This window comes from Spirosoma validum, from assembly GCF_014699035.1.
Lineage (GTDB): Bacteria > Bacteroidota > Bacteroidia > Cytophagales > Spirosomataceae > Spirosoma > Spirosoma validum.
Genome location: NZ_JACXAA010000002.1, coordinates 595,366 through 613,354, shown reverse-complemented (window position 1 = coordinate 613,354; position 17,989 = coordinate 595,366). Strand labels below are relative to the sequence as shown.

The 17,989-nt window shown below is 48.6% G+C and carries 8 protein-coding genes; 1 reads left to right on the top strand and 7 read right to left on the bottom strand.

Going from position 1 to position 17,989, the window contains the following annotated elements; genetic code table 11:
* Positions 1-53: 53 nt before the first annotated feature.
* Together IC230_RS07385 and IC230_RS07380 are read right to left on the bottom strand one after the other, a co-directional pair.
* Entirely contained in the window at positions 54-1,598 is a 1,545-nt protein-coding gene (locus IC230_RS07385; protein ID WP_191038328.1) for a SusD/RagB family nutrient-binding outer membrane lipoprotein, read from the bottom strand.
* A 34-nt stretch (positions 1,599-1,632) separates the two neighbouring features.
* On the bottom strand, positions 1,633-4,704 hold the full coding sequence (locus IC230_RS07380) for a SusC/RagA family TonB-linked outer membrane protein (RefSeq protein ID WP_191038327.1): 3,072 nt from the start codon (positions 4,702-4,704) through the stop codon (positions 1,633-1,635).
* A 339-nt stretch (positions 4,705-5,043) separates the two neighbouring features.
* Here IC230_RS07380 and IC230_RS07375 point away from each other — a divergent pair, with 339 nt between their 5' ends.
* The gene (locus IC230_RS07375; RefSeq protein WP_191038326.1) at positions 5,044-6,186 is read left to right on the top strand and encodes a glycoside hydrolase family 26 protein; all 1,143 of its coding nucleotides are present in this window, start codon (positions 5,044-5,046) and stop codon (positions 6,184-6,186) included.
* Between the two features lie 399 nt (positions 6,187-6,585).
* Here IC230_RS07375 and IC230_RS07370 read toward each other — a convergent pair whose 3' ends face one another.
* The 5 genes from IC230_RS07370 to IC230_RS07350 form a co-directional block, all read right to left on the bottom strand.
* Positions 6,586-7,917 (bottom strand): vanadium-dependent haloperoxidase, encoded by a 1,332-nt coding sequence (locus IC230_RS07370; protein ID WP_191038325.1) that lies wholly within the window; start codon positions 7,915-7,917, stop codon positions 6,586-6,588.
* Positions 7,914-11,327, bottom strand: a complete 3,414-nt coding sequence (locus tag IC230_RS07365; protein ID WP_223860411.1) for a VCBS repeat-containing protein — start codon at positions 11,325-11,327, stop codon at positions 7,914-7,916. Before IC230_RS07365 ends, IC230_RS07370 begins: the two co-directional genes overlap by 4 nt.
* 6 nt (positions 11,328-11,333) lie before the next feature.
* Positions 11,334-12,665 carry a c-type cytochrome gene (locus IC230_RS07360; RefSeq protein ID WP_223860409.1) on the bottom strand — a complete coding sequence of 444 codons (1,332 nt, stop codon included), beginning with the start codon at positions 12,663-12,665 and terminating at the stop codon, positions 11,334-11,336.
* 108 nt (positions 12,666-12,773) lie between these two features.
* Entirely contained in the window at positions 12,774-14,492 is a 1,719-nt protein-coding gene (locus tag IC230_RS07355) for a SusD/RagB family nutrient-binding outer membrane lipoprotein (protein WP_191038324.1), read from the bottom strand.
* 86 nt (positions 14,493-14,578) lie between these two features.
* Entirely contained in the window at positions 14,579-17,872 is a 3,294-nt protein-coding gene (locus IC230_RS07350; protein ID WP_191038323.1) for a SusC/RagA family TonB-linked outer membrane protein, read from the bottom strand.
* Positions 17,873-17,989 lie beyond the last annotated feature (117 nt).

Genomic DNA, 17,989 nt, shown 5'->3' with positions numbered 1-17,989 from the left:
ACAAGGAATGCCTTCGTTTCCAAAGGCATTCCGAGGTGATGCATGGGCAGGGATTACTGCTTATCCCACCACACTCGTGAAATAAACGAATCACCACCCTGACGATCATTCGCAATAGCGTAGTTCGGATTTACAGCCGCTTCGGAAGGCGGATAGAGTAACCGACGAGGAATCTGTCCACCCGATGAGTTACCCGGATAATTTACCGGTGTCAGCTTGGGCAACCCCGTCCGGCGCCAGTTGGCCCAGCCTTCATAAAAGTTTAGTGTGGTGGCCGTCAGAATAAACATCTCATTATGAATCTGCGCCAGCTTATCGTCCAGCGAACCGCCTGGATAGGGGTTAGCCGCTACGTAATCGGCGGTGTTAGTGATGGCCGCCGTTGGGTCATAAAGCACTAATTGCGAGAGAGCGGCTGCCTGCCCTTTGGCATACTCGTCTTTAGCTGAACCGGTGGCCCAGCCACGCTCGATGGCTTCAGCCAGCAGGAAGCGTGTTTCAGCATACGTTAAAAAGATATTCGGATCATCGGCATTAACCATGATGGGTGCAGGACGTGAATAATTTTTCAGATTTGCATCACCGACAGTGGCCAGACTATATGGCGTCCCGGTTGTGTTATCGTAGCCATTTGGCAGACCCTTTTGTTTACTGGGCGTCTTATCACCACCAGCAATAGCCGCGATGACGTTTACCCGGGGGTCTTTACGCGCCTTCATCATGTCGATGAGAGTTTTCGACCACAAAACGGCGTCTTCGTTCAGAATATTTCGCCCGCCCGACGAAAAGATGCTGAGGTTATACGAGTTGGAGTTGATGCTATACGTAGGACCGTCTGAATGTTTAATCGTGTACGTATCATCATTGCTGGTCATCAGCCCCCCATCAACCGCTTTTTTGGCCCAAGTCTGGGCAGAAGCCGCATCAACTTTCTGCATCCGCATGGCTAATCGCAACATGAGCGAGTTGGCAAACTTTTTCCATTTAGTAACGTCGCCCCCGAACGAAAAATCAGCAGACGCTGGTGTAGTTGCCGACGCCGATAAAGCCTTACCTGCCTCATCAAGTTCCTTCAGCATATCAGCATAAATGTCTTTCTGAAGATCATACTTAGGCGCAAATGTCTGGTTCAGATAGCCTAAACCCGCTTCGGAGTAGGGCGCGTCGCCGTACATATCTGTAATGATATGCATTTGAAATACTTTCAAAATGCGAGCCATCGACAGAATGTTGACGTTCGCCGGATCGGTTTTGGCAAGGGCAATCAGGTTGACCAGGTTTTTAACCGAGTTTGAGTAGGAGTCGGCAAAATAAGCCCCGCAGTTTTCAGTACTATAGACGTATTTGTCGCCTACATAATACGAGTTTGTGGAAGCTAGTTGCTGAACCATTGGACCCGAATAAATCAGGTTTCCCCGCCAGGTTTTATAACCAGGGTCTGGCGACGATCCATCAATCATCAGCTGTACCTGTCCCAGCAGGAAAGGCAATGGCACGGATGATGGTGCATTCGGGTTTACGTTTATTGTCTGGAAATCCTTTGTGCAAGCCCCCATCGCTACGGTCAGGGTAAGCATTGCCAATATCTTACGTTTCATTTTTTCGAGGTTTTCAAGATTAACGTCAGGACGATTAGAATTTCAGGTTGAGGTTAATCCCCATTGAGCGCGTTGGTGGGGCACCCGCAAACTCCAGTCCCTGTGCGTTTGTGTTATTGTAGGTCGATTCCGGATCGATGTTCGGCGTGTGCTTCATCAGGATAGCCAGATTACGGCCCACAATGGAGATAGACGCGGCTTTGAACGGCATTTTATTCAGCAACCGTGCCGGAATGGTATAGTCGATAATCACCTGACGTAGTTTAAGGAAATCAGAGCTATAAACGAACGGCTCAGCAAAATTATACAGGTACTGGTAGTACTGCTGGGCCGGTACGTTCACCGCATTGGGTTCGCCTTTCTCGTTCACGCCCTTGCCAACAATACCCGTTTCGCGACCGGGCAGGGTTTCGGCATGAAGACCATAACGATAGGCCAGCGCGTTGGTACCCGAATAAATATGGCCACCAAACTTGCCGTCAATCAGGAAACTTAGCCCAATACCTTTGTAGCGGAAGGAATTATTAAAGCCAAGTGTAATTGGCGAAACGCCCGTACCATACGAGACCAGATCGCTCTTCAGCGGGTATCCCTGTGCGTCATAAATTACGTTACCGGTTGCATCCCGTTTATAGGCAAACCCTTTAATCAGGCTAAATGGCTGGCCAATTTGCTGAAACACGTAAGACGACTGCGAACGGGCCGGATCACCGACTTGCAGGTTCTGAAGATCACCGTAGAGAGAGATGACCTGGTTTTTGTTGTAGGCGAAATTAAACGAAGCATTCCAGGAGAAGTCACGGGCTTTAACGATATCGTAGTTCAGTAGCAGTTCAATGCCGTTATTCGAAATCTGCCCAACATTGAACAGAGCGCTGGAAAAACCCGATGTTCCGGAGATGGAAGCCGCTACGATATCGTTAGTTGTTTTACGGTTATACACAGCAAAGTCAATTCCCATCCGGTTATTGAACAGTCGTGCTTCAAGACCCAGTTCCGACGTAGTAGACGTTAGCGGCTGAAGATTTGAGTTAGGAACCTGACTACCATTAATCTGGGCCAGAGGTTGTCCTAAATGAGAGCCTGTCAGACCATAATAGAGCGAGAGATTGTAGGGATCCGTATCACCCCCGGCCTGTGCCCATGAACCCCGAAGTTTGGCAAAACTGATTGCAGCAGGTAGCTTAAACGCTTCTGTTAGCACAAAGCTGGCTCCAACAGATGGGTAAAAAATACTGTTTTTACCCGCAGCCAGCGTTGAAAACCAGTCATTACGACCACCTAAGTTCACATACAGGAAATTTTTGTACGAAAGGTCAGCCGATGCATATACTGAGTTAATACGTTTCTCGATATAATTGTAGGAAACACTTCGAGACGCCGGGCTAATGTTGGAAATATCGTAGAAGAACGGAATATTGAACCCACTACCACTGTAATTATCCAGTTTATTCACCTGCTTCATCAGGTTTCCGCCCATTAACAGGCTAAACCCAATATCATTTGTGATACTGTGCTTTATGGTCGCATTCAGGCTGTAGTTGCTTTCCGTAAAATTACGCAGGTTATTATTGTAGCCACCATTGAGCTGATAAGCTGTTCCTGTCGGCGTAATTTCCGTATTCCGGTAGGCATAGTTGTCGAAACCCAGACGTGCCATCAGCGACAACCAGGGCGTTACGGTATACGTAGGCTCAATGGCTGCAATGACCCGGTTTTTCTGATCATCCTGCTTGTATTGGTTAGTAGCAAAATAGGCGTTCTGGACGTAAATGTTTTCTGACCAAACCTTCTCATACCCACGGCTATCGAAGATATTATCCTGCATGGTTGAAATCGGCAGCGATGTCGGCATCGTAAACAACGTATAGTTCGCATTGCCCGGCGAATCGGACAGGCGTGGCCGGTTATGGTTTTTCTCCGTGATGTATTTAACGTTGGCCACAACCGTCAGCTTAGGCCCCAGCGTAGCGTTGGTATTCAACGCAAAGTTGTTCCGATGAAGCGTATTACCCGGTACAATCCCGTGGTTATCCAGGTTATTCATCGACAAACGATACGTAACTTTTTCGCTGGCTCCACTGATTGCGATCGAGTTGGTAAACGTATTGCCCGTTTTGTAGAAATTGATCAGGTTGTCGCGCTGCGCTACGTAAGGGCGGGCCACGCCATCGTATTGCATAACGCTGGTCCCATCTAATTTTCCGCCCCAACTGTTTGTCGTTGTGGCTTCCAGTACAGTCGTTGGTTTTTGGCCGTTATTACCAGCGCCGTAATCGTACTGATAATCTTTAAACCGTTTGATCAGCAGATCTTCAGCTACGAAATTACTGTTCACCTCAACCCCAATTCCCCGACCCACCTTGCCACCTTTGGTCGTTACCAGAATAGCGCCATTCGAGGCCCGCGAGCCATAAAGAGCCGCGGCTGTAGCACCTTTCAGTACGTTCATGGTTTCGATCTCGTCGGGGTTCAGACTCGAAATGCCGTCGCCTTTATCAGAACCACCCCACATCCCTACTGAACCCAGGTTATCGTTGTTAATCGGAATCCCATCCACAACAATCAGGGGTTGGTTGTTGCCACCAATCGATCCATTACCCCGAATCGTAATCCGGCTCGATCCACTTGGGCCCGTCGCCGTTCCAGTAATGTTCAGACCAGCTACTTTACCAACCAGCGAGTTCGCTACGTTGACCGACCGGGCCTGGGTCAGATCTTCACCTTTGATTTCAGTAGTCGAATAGCCGAGTGATTTACGCTCTTTTCTAATACCAAGGGCTGTTACAACAACTTCATCCAGCACAGACGATTGAGGAGACAGTGATACGTTCAGCGTCGAATTATTCCCGATTGGAACATCTTTTGCTACATAGCCAATAAAGCTAACCGTCAGTATTGATCCCTTAGGCACCTGAATTCGGTAATCACCTTTCTCATCGGTGACTGCGCCCTGCCGACTGCCCTTGACCACTACGTTGGCACCGTAGATAGGCGTACCTCCTTCGCCGGTAACGCGCCCTCTGACGTCAACGCTCTGCGCAAAGCTGAGCGTTGTCAGAAGGGAAAGAAGAAGGATTTTGAAATAAAGTAAGTTTTTTTTCATACTAGTGAAAAGAGTGAAAGACAAATGCGCTGCTGTCTATTGAGTTTATTCACACTATTTTGTACTTATCCTTGAATTTCAGCATGGGTAAATACCAAAAAATACTAAATAAATTCAACTGAAAATAGCCATCTAAATATAAGTAGATATACTCTAAATAGTACATCAAATAATGCTGCTTTTTATCATCTTTTAATCTGGAATATTTCTCGAAACATTTTTATGCATGATAGATATTATTGTATTTTACCAATAACTGATTTTAATCTCACGCACCGTCTTGTTTTTGGAACCGACCAGAAACAGCGTGTAATTAGCCTATCACTATACCTCTTTATCATGCGTAAACGTTTACTTCGATTAGCTCAAATTGGATTGTTGGCCTACTTAGTAGGGCCAACTATACTAGAAGCAAAAAACGATCGTAACAAACCCATCGACCCGAAAGCGACCAAAGAGACAAAAGCGCTCTATCGAAACTTACGAAAGCTGAGCAGGAAGCATATTTTGTTTGGTCATCAGCACGCTACTGAATATGGTCATGGATGGGTGGGTGATTCCAATCGGTCAGATGTTAAATCGGTAACGGGTTCGCATCCGGCCGTTATTGGTATCGACTTTAGTGGTTTGTCGGGTCGTTCGCTCGAAGCGATTGACAAGACAAAAGCGTTGCTACGTCAACAGATTATTGATACGTATAATCGTGGGGGCGTAACGACTGTTGCCTGGCATTTTTCCAATCCGGTTTCTAAAGGTGGATTTTACTGGATTGATACGGTTTCTGTAGCTGCAGTATCCCATCTAATTCCAGGCGGTTCTCACCATGAAAAATACAAAGAGATTCTACGTACCGTTGGTGATTTGGCTCGCTCCGTGAAAGGCAAAGACGGGAAACTAGTGCCGATGATTTTTCGACCGTATCATGAGTTCGATGGCGGTTGGTTCTGGTGGGGAAAGCCGCACTGTAGCCAGAAAGATTTTGTCTCCCTATGGCGCTTCACGGTTTCGTACCTGCGCGATAGCCTTCAGGTAAATAATTTCCTGTATGCCTTCTCGCCCGACTGCCTTTTCAAAACAGAAGCCGAGTATTTGGAGCGCTATCCAGGCGATGCGTGGGTTGATATGGTCGGCATGGATAACTACGCCGATTTCGGACGTAACGGTCGTTATGATGTAAGCGCTGGTATTCAGAAATTAAAAATTGTATCGGAGTATGCACAAAAAGCCGGGAAATTGGCCGCCTTCACGGAGACAGGACTTGAATCAATTCCGGATACAACCTGGTGGACCACTACGTTATTGAAATCGTTGAAAGCTGAAAAAATGCGACTAGCTTACGTACTGGTCTGGCGCAATGACAGGCAAAGTGCAACCCATTATTACGCGCCCTACCCCGGGCAGGCCAGTGTGCCTGATTTTCTCCGTTTTTATCAGGACCCGTATACGTGGTTTGAGGCAGATTTACCAAAAATGTATCGCTGAGGACGTAGTAGAAAGTCACTTGGAGCATTCCAGGAATTTACTCGCAGTCCAGACTAATCCTGTAACTTGACGTTAGAAAGTCTTGACGCTCCACTTCTCTAATTTTTTCATAGCAAACGACTTGCTTAATGCCTTCCTTTAGAACCGGTCTTATTCTTTTCATTTCCTGGAAAAATAAGACCCTTGTTAAGCTTATCGGCAAATAACTAAATTGCTCACGATTGGCATTTTTAGCCCGTCAGATCAGCAGAGTGGCACAGCTATTTTTATGGCTACGCACAATTACGAGTTCATACACAAGTACCCCGGTCGCGTGCTACGTTGCCAGGACGGTCAGGTAGTCGAATTGCGGGGATAACTAATTTTTCGTACAAACCTTTAACGGCTAATCAAACGAGCTTACCGTTTTGATGCCGCAGCGGAGCGTAGCGTGATTTTGCTCAGCACCGCTTCTCCAACAGACTTTCCCATAAGTTGACCGTTGTCTAATGCTGGTCGATAGTGAATACCGCCATATAGCCGACTGATTGAGGCTTCATCAGCCGCCTGGTTGAACGATGTAAATCGACGGGAAGGCAAGCCATACGCCATCTCTGTACTATCCGTAAAGGAAACAGCCTTTCCAAAAAAATGGGTCAATACCACAGCCGAGGCTGTTGAAACAACACTATGGCCACTGGGGTATTCAGGAAAGGGGGGCGTTTGCAAAACTGGTCGCCAGCTTTCATCCAGATGAGCATTGATATACGTCTCGGGCCGGATTACGTTGTATTGGTATTTCTCTGCCCAGCAGCTAATGAAACCGTCGAAAAGCGCAATAGCCGTTAACGTGTAAGCTGCACTTGTCGCCATCAGATCAGATTTCGTTTGCCGGGCCACTTGTCCAGCAATAGCCATCCAATGACCTCCCGGCGATAGTTTTTTACTGGCGAAATTCAAATGCCCCTGTATGTTCAGGAAAAACGGATTACAATCCCAATAATTAGCAATGAGTCGTTGGTCCGTAGTTAAATTCTTCCCTGTATCATAAACCTCTCGCACCATTGCATAAAATGGACTCCCATTAGTCGTGCTAAATGATGGCGGTCCGACGGTTCGACACTGTGCGGCTGAATCAAGCGTGAGCGGCCGGATGCGTGCCCAATAAGGTTCGACAGCGGCCAGATAACCGGGTGGAGTGGGTGCCCAAGCGCCGGCTTTTTTTGTAGGCGCATATCGACGTAATGACCGAGTCTGGCGGTAATTATCGCCTTTAGCCCATTCCAGAATATGCAGCGCAACCTGTGAACCAAATTCCTTTGAGGCTATAATCGTTCTCTCCGAATACCCTCGTTTTTGCGCCTGTAACCAGAGTTGAGCCGTGAGTTTGTCAAGCCGTTCTTCCGAGAAAATCAGCCCTTTCCCCACTCGCAAAAATGCTTCAATAGCCGCCAATTCCGGTCGACATTCAGTTGATGGACTAGCCGTTAAAGATGATAATGAGGGCAGTTGACCCGCCAGTGACCGGTATGACCCTTTCTGAAAGGGAATTAAGGCTTCATAGGCCGCTATGTGCGCATAAGCATAAATTCGGGAAGCTACGGGGGGAGAAAACACATCGGCCACCATAATATCGGTAAGTAACTGATGAGCAGCATGCAACAGGGTTGTTTCTGCAATCGGTGTTGGAGCGGGCGCCCAGGCGGTTAGGCTGGTGAGCCAGACGACGCAAAATACCAATCGTTTTTTCATCGCTCAAAACCCAGTAAAGAGCCGTCGTTTACTGTGAACAGCAACCGTTTTCGATTCGTAGCGGTACGTATGCTGATTACCTGCCGAACATCGCCCCCGGCCCAGATTCCCGTTTGACGAGGTTCGATAACCTTAAAATGCCCTCCCCCATCACCTTTCAGCAAACAACCAAAACTGGCCGAGCAAGGGCCAAATTGCACGCGATATGGATAAAAGTTACCCGCTACCAGCAAATCAGATTTCCCGTCGGCATCCATATCCTCGAATACTAACGCACTCCCCCGCGAAAATTGTGCCTCAACAGGTAAAGACTCAAACTGAAACGTACCATTCCCCTGATTTTTGAAAATACCAGACGCCAGTTGCCGTACCGAAACAACTGATGCTTGTGCCAGTTGCGATTTATTCAAAATGTCGGGCACAGTGGCATCAGCGTATTGATGATAGCGCGTGAATTTTTTCCGTAACGGCACCACCTGATCAAGCAATTCATCACGCGAAGCTACCGGGTATGCCTTGCCCTGAATATAATACGTCCAGAGGGGGTCCATCACACCGTCGTTATCAATATCGGTCGTTACAATCTGCATCGGCTGCTTTTGTTCAGCCCGGAACAGATTGTTCAGCCCGGCATTGCCTGCAACAATGTCGGTATCTCCATCCTGATCAATGTCCGCCAGCAGGATCGAAGCCCACATGCCTTCGCTATCAGCCAGTCCAGCTTTCGCCGAAATATCGGCTAGTTTTCCTTTCTGATTGTCGAACAAGCGCACCGACATCCAGTCGCCAGCTAGTAACAGTTCAGGGTACTTATCTCCCTGTAAATCCGTCCAGCCAGCCGCCTGCACCATACCAATGTGTCGCAACGCAGGCGCAAGCTGATCCGTTACGTCCGTGAAGTGCACAGTTCCATTAGCAGGTGTGTCGTTACGTAACAGATAACTCTCGGATGGTATTGGAAATGCGCCCGGCTTGCCGCGTCCGCCCACAAACAAATCCAGATCGCCATCCTGATCCATATCGGCAGCAGCAATAGCCATTTTACTACTTCTCATTTGCGGAAGCGCCTGTACAAGGCGGCTGAAACGGCCTTTCCCGTCGTTCAGATAAAGGCGGTCCTGGTATTCGGGCGCACCCGTTTCGTATTCATTGCCGCCACTCACTACGTATAAATCAGCGTCGCCATCTCGGTCAGCGTCGAAAAATAAGGCGTTTACGTCTTCGCTGGCAGCATCCGCTTTCCAGGGCTGTTCATCCGAACGTTTGAACGTACCATTAGTTTGCTGTATCCATAGCTCGGCATTTTGCCCAACAGCTCCGCCCAGAAAAACATCGTCCAGTCCATCACCATTTACATCCGCTTTTGCCAATGCCGGTCCCAACCTTGATAGTTCGTAGGGAATGAGTACCTCTACTTTAAAATCGATAAAGTCGTTTTCACGATGGCGAAATGGCAGTAGCTGATTCATCGCCAATGGATTAAACCAGGAGGTTTCAGTTTTGGGCAGAGCAGACGTAGTAGTGGCATCCGCTTGTCGTATTTGAATAGTCTGATCAGCAGGTACGTTTGTTTGCTGGGTCTGATGGCCATCGGGCCAGTAAACGGTCAAGCGGTTTATAGTTGTCTGTTTTCCTACACCAAAATGGATGGTCGGTTCAACGGATGCCTGATACCCCCGCACCGGATACGCTTCCTGCAACTGACGCCCATCATTAGTTTCAATTACAACTCTCGCTCCAATCGCCTGCGTGTTCGCATCCTTTCCAACCAAACGCACGCGCAGAAAATGGGCTTCGCTCCGGCTCTGTTCAGCGTTGTTCCGGCAGAGCGAAACAGGTTCATTCTGTTTACAGATCACCAGGTCCAGATCGCCATCGCCATCAAAATCGGCATAAGCCGCAGCGCCTGATACGGCTGGCGTCGCCAGGCCCCAGGCAGCCGCCTTGTTACTGAATGTCAGATCATGGTTATTGCGAAAAGCATAGTTTGTCAGCCGATTCGATGGCATTTTTCGCACCAGATCGACGGTCTGAAAGTTCAGATTCCCCTTAGCTGCTTCTTCCAGTTTAGCATCGGCAACCGTGTATTTCATGAAATCCAGATCAGTGAAATCGCGCAGATAGCCGTTCGTTACAAACAGGTCTTTCCAGCCATCGTTATCCAGATCAGCCAGTAATGCAGACCACGACCAGTCCGTAGCAGCTATACCCGCCAGTTGACCAATTTCGGAAAAACGGGGCACTGGGCTAATAGAAGGCGATTTCTCTGCTATTTCTCTTAGCCCGGTACCGTTCCCCCAATTCCCGCGATTTAGTTGAAGCATGTTCCGCATCTGCTGACGGAAATAGCCGCTGTCGATCAGCATTTGATAAGCGTCATACTCGTCAGGGCCTTTGAGCATCTTTTGCCGATGATTATCTTCAGGCAGCATATCGAGCGTAACGACATCGGGTAACGTATCGTTGTTAAAATCGGCCAGGTCGCAACCCATCGAAAACTTGGATGTGTGGGTCATAGCGCCACGTAGCGACTCTCTGAAACCGGTATGATGCCCCGTTCCGTCGTGCTGATTCAGGTACAGACAGTCCTGTTCGGTATAATCGCTGGTCGTATATAAATCCGGCCAACCATCGCCGTTTAGATCGCTCACCCCCACGCTGAGGCCGAAATTAAGCGGATTGTTCAGAATACCTTCGGCCAGCGTTACGTCCGTAAACTTACTCTGGTCGTTACGTAGCAGGCGATTGCCAAACCGAAAATCGGGCGTAGCGCGAATCTTGCGGGTATTTAGAAACGGATTGTAGGTATGATTGGAGTGATTCAGAAGAAAAACGTCTAAGTCACCGTCGCGGTCGTAATCGAAGAAAGCGGCTTGCGTAGATTGTGTTCCGGGCAAATCCAGCCCAAACTCTTTTGCCCGCTCCCGAAACTGCGGTACGCCGTCTTTAAGGCCCTCATTAATAAATAATTCATTGGCTAATTTTTCAGGCGAGTATTTCCCTGAATGACAGACGTAAATATCCACTCGTCCATCGCCATTCGCGTCGGCAACACTCACACCCGTTGCCCACGTACCATTTCCCGCTACGCCAGCTTGTTTCGTTACGTCGTTAAAACGCCAGTTTCCTTTGTTCAGATAGAGTTTATGCGCTACGGTATTGCCGGAGAAAAACAAATCAGATTGACCATCACCATCAAAATCGCCGATACCGACGCCATTGCCATTGTACAGGTATTCATACCGAAAAATGTTAAGCGAGTCGGTTTCCTGAATGACATTGGTAAATTGAACACCCGTCTGCTCAGGCGAAAGCACTGTAAATAACGGTTGTGATTCGGGTAAATTGGCGGGCCAAATCAGCCCGAGCAGCAAGGTAACAACGGCCAAAAGCGTTTGAGGTGTCAACATAGCACGTCAGTTAAGCCGAAGGTTTTCGTCGCCGGGTTCGTAGGCCACGTACAGTAATAACAACGTCATCATTTCCTGATCGCTCCGCATTTGCCCATCCGACGTAATGATTTTAGGCGGTTTGTTGGGATTCAACGGATTACTTTCCGTATTGTCATACGTTCCAATCACGTTAATGACCGCTCCCGTTGGTAAGATAACCGGCTTTTCGTAGCGGTAGATTTCCTGCCAGCGAAAATCCCAGTCCGGGATACGTACCAGTGGAATCGTATCCTGATCGGCCTGAGTAACAAAGGCTGTAAACCGTTTGCCGATCTGGTGCATGTGTGGCCAGGCGTATAATAACGTAATGGGTTGATTTCGGTACGCTACCTTCAACTTGGTTGTCAGGCTATCGCCACCAAATACCAGCAGCGGGGGCGAAATATCGCGCTCACCAATACCACCCGACCCTAAACTGATGACTTTTACCGTCCGGCGAATTGGTTTTTTGGTAAAGAAAAAATTAACGCCATTCAAGCTAATGGTATCCTTCGCAGATGGTCCGAAATGCACGGTCAGCAACATGACGCCCCGTTTCGGCATCACCCAGCCCATATCGGCCGGATACGTCTCGACTGTTGTTCCGGGAACCCACCCTCCGTAATACGTCATTTGCTTTTTGTAGGGCAACCACTCCCGGTATCGCGAAGCATCCTCACCATTCAGGTCGACCTGTTCTGCGGTATTGGTCAGGCTAATCGCGGGATCTTCTACCGGGTGAATCGCAAAATTGGCATGGTGAATCGCCTTCTTATTGTTCGAGGTAAACTCAACAGCTTCAACGTTAGCCGTTTCTGCCAGACCAAACGGAATCTTAAACACCATAAAATGTTCTTTGCCGTCCCTTACAACCGTGAATGGCTTTAGCATACGTAACGTCAGGTCGGGTACACGCGAGTAACCCGTACCGGCCTGCGCCCGCTTCAGCAAAGCGCTTTCAGCCTCAGTGTTCACTTTGCCCTTCGGCATGTCGGCGTCGATCCAGTCCGTCAGGGTTTTGATTTGTTCCGGTGTCAGGCTACGTTTATTAGCGAATGTAACGTAATGATCGTCTGCACGCCAGGGCGGCATATAGCCACTCACTACAACCTTTTTAATGAACTTCGACCGTTTCGTTACATCTTCATACGTAATGAGCGAAAACGGCGCGGCCTCCCCCGGTCGATGACACACGGCGCAGTTGGCATGAATTAGTGGCTGAACATCGCGGTAGAAGGTAGGCTTCTGTGCATAGCTGGGCTGTCTCATTATCATGCCAAATACACAGATAAAACCCCACACTACGTAATTTTTCATATACGTTGGAATCAATGGAATACCTTGTTAACAAAAGTGACGGAGCCGTTTTGCGGCTCCGTCTTATTATCTACCAACTTATGAAAAACAAGTGCTATTTCAAAATTATTAGGGCACATCCCACCATACACGTCCGGTAGCGTCCTGCGGACTCGTACCAAAGCCAGATTCTTTAGCCATCTCATCATAAGCAGCTTTCCGATTGGCGTAGTTCGCTTCACTTGGATTTGGCAGACCCAGCGGTGCCCGGCGGGGTACCACCAGCGTAGCGCCATTCGAAATCAACGCGGGAAGAGCCAGAGTCGACGTAGTGTTTGGTAAACCGGTACGCTTCCACAACGCCCAGCCTTCAGCCGGTTGACGGAGGAAATTTATATACTCCTGGCTGGCAATCAGATCCATCGCTTTAGCTGCGTTAAAAACCACCTGTGGTTTCGCCAGATATGCCGTTTTTTCAGCCGCCGTCATGGGCGTATAATTTGATACTACCGTTCCCTGTGCTACCACATCGTACCAATCCAGCGAAGCCACAACACCGGAATCATACCAGGTTTTGGCCGTTTCGGTCGTAATGGCCTGTGCTGCCAGTTCGGCTCGCATGAAGCAGAAATCGGCGTACGTAATAACCGGAAAGTAATTTTTACCCGTACCTGTTGAGCCATTCACGGCATAGGAAGCCTGAAACAAACGCGGCTGTATGTACGATAACGTATCAATAGCCGTACGCGTACCGCTGATGGTTAAATAGCGGGGTGTATAATAGCGCTGGATGTTCTGGGCTGTCCTGGATGCATCGGGGCTGGTAAAGCCACCAACATAACGGCGTGCTGACTCTTTTGTGCCAGTGGGAAGCTGTTTATCCGTAATAAGCAGATCGATGTTAGCTTGCGAGTAGCCATTGGGCGTAAAGAACGCGTCGATGCGGGGGTCCATCGTGTCCCACATGAAATCGACAAGCGGTTTTGCCGCTCGCAAACCGGCCGGGTTCCAGTTGGAATCTCCTCCACCGGTAAATCCAGCCGGTGCTATAAAAACCCAGCCATCGGTATTGCTGCTCATCAGATCAGTAGCAGGCGAGCTCAACACTTCCTGCGCAATGGTCTTTAGCTTGGCGGCATCCCGTTTGGCTAGACGCATCGCAATTTTTAACCGGAGCGCATTAGCCGCTTTTACCCATTGCTGGGTATTGCCGGCATAATACTGATCATTTGTGCCCAGAGCTACCTGCGAAGTCGTTTGGGGGGTTTTCAGCGTGGTGATAGCTTCTTTCAACTCGGTATCCAACGTAGCAAAAATGGTTTGCTGTGGATCATATTTTGGCGTTAGCGTACCACCGTAACGGGCCTGAAAAGCCTCTGAATACGGAATACTGCCATAAATGTCGCTTACGTAGAACGTATAGTAAGCTTTCAGTATCCGCGCAATCCGGATCATGTGCACATAACGGGGCTGTTCTGTAGCGGGTAGTTTTTCGATCAGTTTTTCCAGATCGGTCAGCGTATTACCAACGCCATTGGCCCCGCTGTAGAGTCGACCGTACCGCTGGGAGAAATTATCGTATACCTGAGTGAAGTTCTGCCCGTTACCATTGACGGCCGTCGAGTACTGCATCCAAGGCATGATCCGCTGATACGTATCATAGAACGCTTCGAAATCCTGATTGTGTACACCAATCGATGCATTAAGGAACTGGTTAGCGGGCGGCACGCTCGTCAACGATTCCGGGTCGATGTTGACATCGACAAACGCCTGCTTCTGGCAACCGCTAAATAGTAGCGTTCCTGCCGTTAACAGGCCGACAATGTGTTTTTTATAAGAGATAATCATTGTATCTTTTCGATTGAGATCAGCGATTTTGGGTCATACCATTTACTTTTTTTGGCGAATTATACAACCCAGAATCATATACTAAATTAGAATCCGACATTAACCGATACCCCAATATTGCGGCTGAATGGCAAACCACCGTATTCGGCAAATTCGCCAGCGTTGTTGCTCTTCAGCGACTGCGGATTGATGCCATCTTTCGCCGTCCGGTAGAGGTAACCGAGGTTACGTCCAACGACGCTCAACCGAAGCGACTGCACTTTCACCTTATTCAGCCAGTTAGCCGGTACGTCATAACTCACCGATGCTTCGCGCACGGCGACCCAAGAGTTTTCAAATACTGAATATTCCCGGATACCTGATCCCCAGTTAGACAGGTTATCATAGTATGCATAGGCAGGAACCGGTGTGAGATAGCCTTTAGAAACAGCATCAGCATAGGTCATACCACCCAGATCAACCTGTTTGCCATCTACCGTGGCCGTCACCCCTTTGTTCAGAACACCATCGGGAATGATACCGTCGTTGCGCCGATTACCCTGTGCATCAGTAAAGGCGATACCACCGTTTTCTGCATCTCGTCCAGCGAGACTATTGGAAAGACTACCAAAAGCAGAACCGTAAGCATGGGTTGCCGATGCCATCACACCACCAATTTTGGAATCGAGCTGGAACGTAGCAGACAGATTACCGAAGCGGAAATTGTTGACGTTACTGAGCAGAAAATTTTCCAGCATAGTACCAACGTCTTTAGAACCCTGACCAGCAGCGCCACTACGTAGGTAAGTCAGATAACCACCCACACCGTTAGCGGCTCCAATGAGCTTGCGGCCTTGATCATCGCGAGCATAGGCATAAGTCGTTGTAATCGTTCCGTAATCACCGCCAGCTCTGGCCACTGACTTGAGATCAGCTCCGAATGCCAGACTCAATTCATACGTATCGATTCCGTCGGCCAGTTCCAGAATTTTGTTCCGGTTTCGGCTGAAGTTAAACGACGTATTCCACTGGAACTTACCCGTTTTGATCGGCGTACCCGTCAGCAAAATTTCCACACCACGGTTTAGAATCTTACCAGCATTAACCAACCGATTTGCAATGCCCGCTTCCTGAGCCACAGGCAGAGTAAAGATTTCATTAGTCGTCAGCTTATTATACACGGCGACATCAACTCCCAGCCGGTTGTTAAAGAACCGAAGATCAGCTCCCACTTCCCATTCCCGCGCCAGACGGTTTTTCAGGGTATAGTTTGGCAGAGTATTGTCTCGAAAACCATACTGGGGAATTAAGCCACCCGTTGATGTGTAATTTCCATTGGCCGAGTAAAAACCTGTTCGGTTTGTAATCCAGGCATCAGTATCGCCACCGGTGAAGCCGTAGCTGGCTCGCAGTTTCCCGAATGAGAGGGCTTTCGGCAAATTCTTAACCGACTGCGTGAAATCCCATGCTAACCCAACTGAGGGATAGTAATACGATTGCTGACCACTTCCATTGGCATACGTTAGTGCCGATGAATAATCCATCCGGTTCGTAAAGTTCAGAAACAAAACATCCTTATAACTCACATCACCATAGAGGTAGGCCGCGTCTGTACGCTTAGATGGGTTTAGGCGGGTGGTTATGTTCAGCGGATTGATTGTGTTGGAAAGGGCAAATACCCCTGGTAAGCGTAGTCCACCGTTTGTGCTCAGCTCATAATAGCGGCCTCCATTGATCCGGTTTGTTTCGCCCCCCAGCGTCAGGTTCAGGTGAAATAGCGAACTCAGATCCCGGTTGAAAGTTAATAAGCCCTGAACGCGCGACTGGCTATTGGCTTCTGACGATTGAACGTAGCGATCATTACCTGCGAAGCCCTGTCCATCGCCCAAGTCACGAATGTCGTTCTGATATAGTTCGTTCTGGAAATTGGCCCGCACCAGACCAGTTAGCCAGGGTGTGAAGTTCAAATTTACGTCGATATTGCCCCGGAAGATTTTTTCGTTACGTTTGGTATTCTTCTGGAACGTATCCCACAGGAACGGTGAGATGTTATAAGGATCAGCGGCCCCCTGTTTCCGTCCACCATTGGGCGAGATATAATTATTAACCCAGTAATCGATATCAAAGCTCCGTGGACGACCGTATACGAAGCGAAAAACAGGGTTAAAATTACCACCCTGGCGGATTGGATTGAGGTTGTTATTGACGGTATAATCCGCCGATACGTCGAGATTGATAAGTTTACCGATCTTTTGGCTGGCCCGTATATTGAAATTATCCCGCTTCAGTTCGGCACCACCCGGCATAATCGTGTTGTTGTACAGATTCGAGTAGGAAGCCCGGAACGATGAACGGTCATTGCCTCCCTCGACAGCCAGGTTGTGATTCGTAAACCGACCTGTCTGGAAGAATTTCAGCGGGTCATTCGCTTTCCAGGGTATCATCCGACCATCGAGATCTCGTACCATATGCCCATCCAGCTTCGGTCCGAACGAATAAGGCCAGTTCTGATTATCGACCTGATCGGTTCCGTCGGCAGCTTTGGTAAAAGTTGGCGAGATACCGGCCCCATATTGATTCTGAACATCAACGAATCGATACGCATTTTCAAATGACGATGTATGGTTGTAGTTGACACCCAGACCTTTTTGCTCCCGACCGCGTTTGGTTGTGATAACCACAACGCCATTAAGCGCTTCCGAACCATACAGCGCACTAGCGGCCGAGCCTTTAAGAACAGTCATTGTCTCTACGTTATCGGCGTTGATGTTCTTCATGATGTTACCAAAGTCCTGAGCGGCACCCCACGAATCGGCTCCCGTCGTGCCAGGCCGAATCAGTACCCCGTCAATCACGAACAAAGGCTGGGTGTTTGGACTAAGTGACGCATTTCCCCGAATCCGAATCCGTGAGGAAGACATCGGACCACCTGAGCCCTGGTCAATCTGTACACCAGCCACTTTTCCCTGGAGAGCATTCACCAGGTTAGCGCTATTGGCACGTTCTAAATCCGTACCTTTTACTTCCTGAGTGGCATAAGATAGTTTGCGGGTTTCCTGCTTAATCCCAAAACCTGTTACAACAACTTCGCTGAGCGCCTTGGCATCGTCGGCCAACGTAATGTTAAACTCGGATGTTCGGCCAATGGCTACCTGTTGCGTTGTAAAACCAATAGCCGATACAACCAACGTAGTGGCATTAGCAGCTGGCAGATTCAGTCGAAACGTACCATCGGCGGCCGCCGTTGTACCTGTATTCGTTCCTTTGACCTGGATCGTAGCACCAGGAATAGGGTTATTCTGACTATCCCGCACGTGCCCTGTGATGGTAGCCCTCGACTGCGCCAAAGTCGGTATACACCGAATCAGGACCAGCATGATTAACAGTAATAGTTTTTTCATTCGGACGGAGATTAGATTAGTTTACTAAGGAAAGTGGCCCGTTTAAACTGAGCACTTTATTCTTTATGCAAGTTTAATATAAATTTATTCCATCATTAATACTGATTTAATATTTTT

Coding starts and splice junctions, on each gene's coding strand:
- IC230_RS07365 (WP_223860411.1), bottom strand. CDS start 11,327: ATGTTGACACCTCAAACGCTTTTGGCCGTTGTTACCTTGCTGCTCGGG.
- IC230_RS07385 (WP_191038328.1), bottom strand. CDS start 1,598: ATGAAACGTAAGATATTGGCAATGCTTACCCTGACCGTAGCGATGGGG.
- IC230_RS07370 (WP_191038325.1), bottom strand. CDS start 7,917: ATGAAAAAACGATTGGTATTTTGCGTCGTCTGGCTCACCAGCCTAACC.
- IC230_RS07360 (WP_223860409.1), bottom strand. CDS start 12,665: ATGAAAAATTACGTAGTGTGGGGTTTTATCTGTGTATTTGGCATGATA.
- IC230_RS07355 (WP_191038324.1), bottom strand. CDS start 14,492: ATGATTATCTCTTATAAAAAACACATTGTCGGCCTGTTAACGGCAGGA.
- IC230_RS07375 (WP_191038326.1), top strand. CDS start 5,044: ATGCGTAAACGTTTACTTCGATTAGCTCAAATTGGATTGTTGGCCTAC.
- IC230_RS07380 (WP_191038327.1), bottom strand. CDS start 4,704: ATGAAAAAAAACTTACTTTATTTCAAAATCCTTCTTCTTTCCCTTCTG.
- IC230_RS07350 (WP_191038323.1), bottom strand. CDS start 17,872: ATGAAAAAACTATTACTGTTAATCATGCTGGTCCTGATTCGGTGTATA.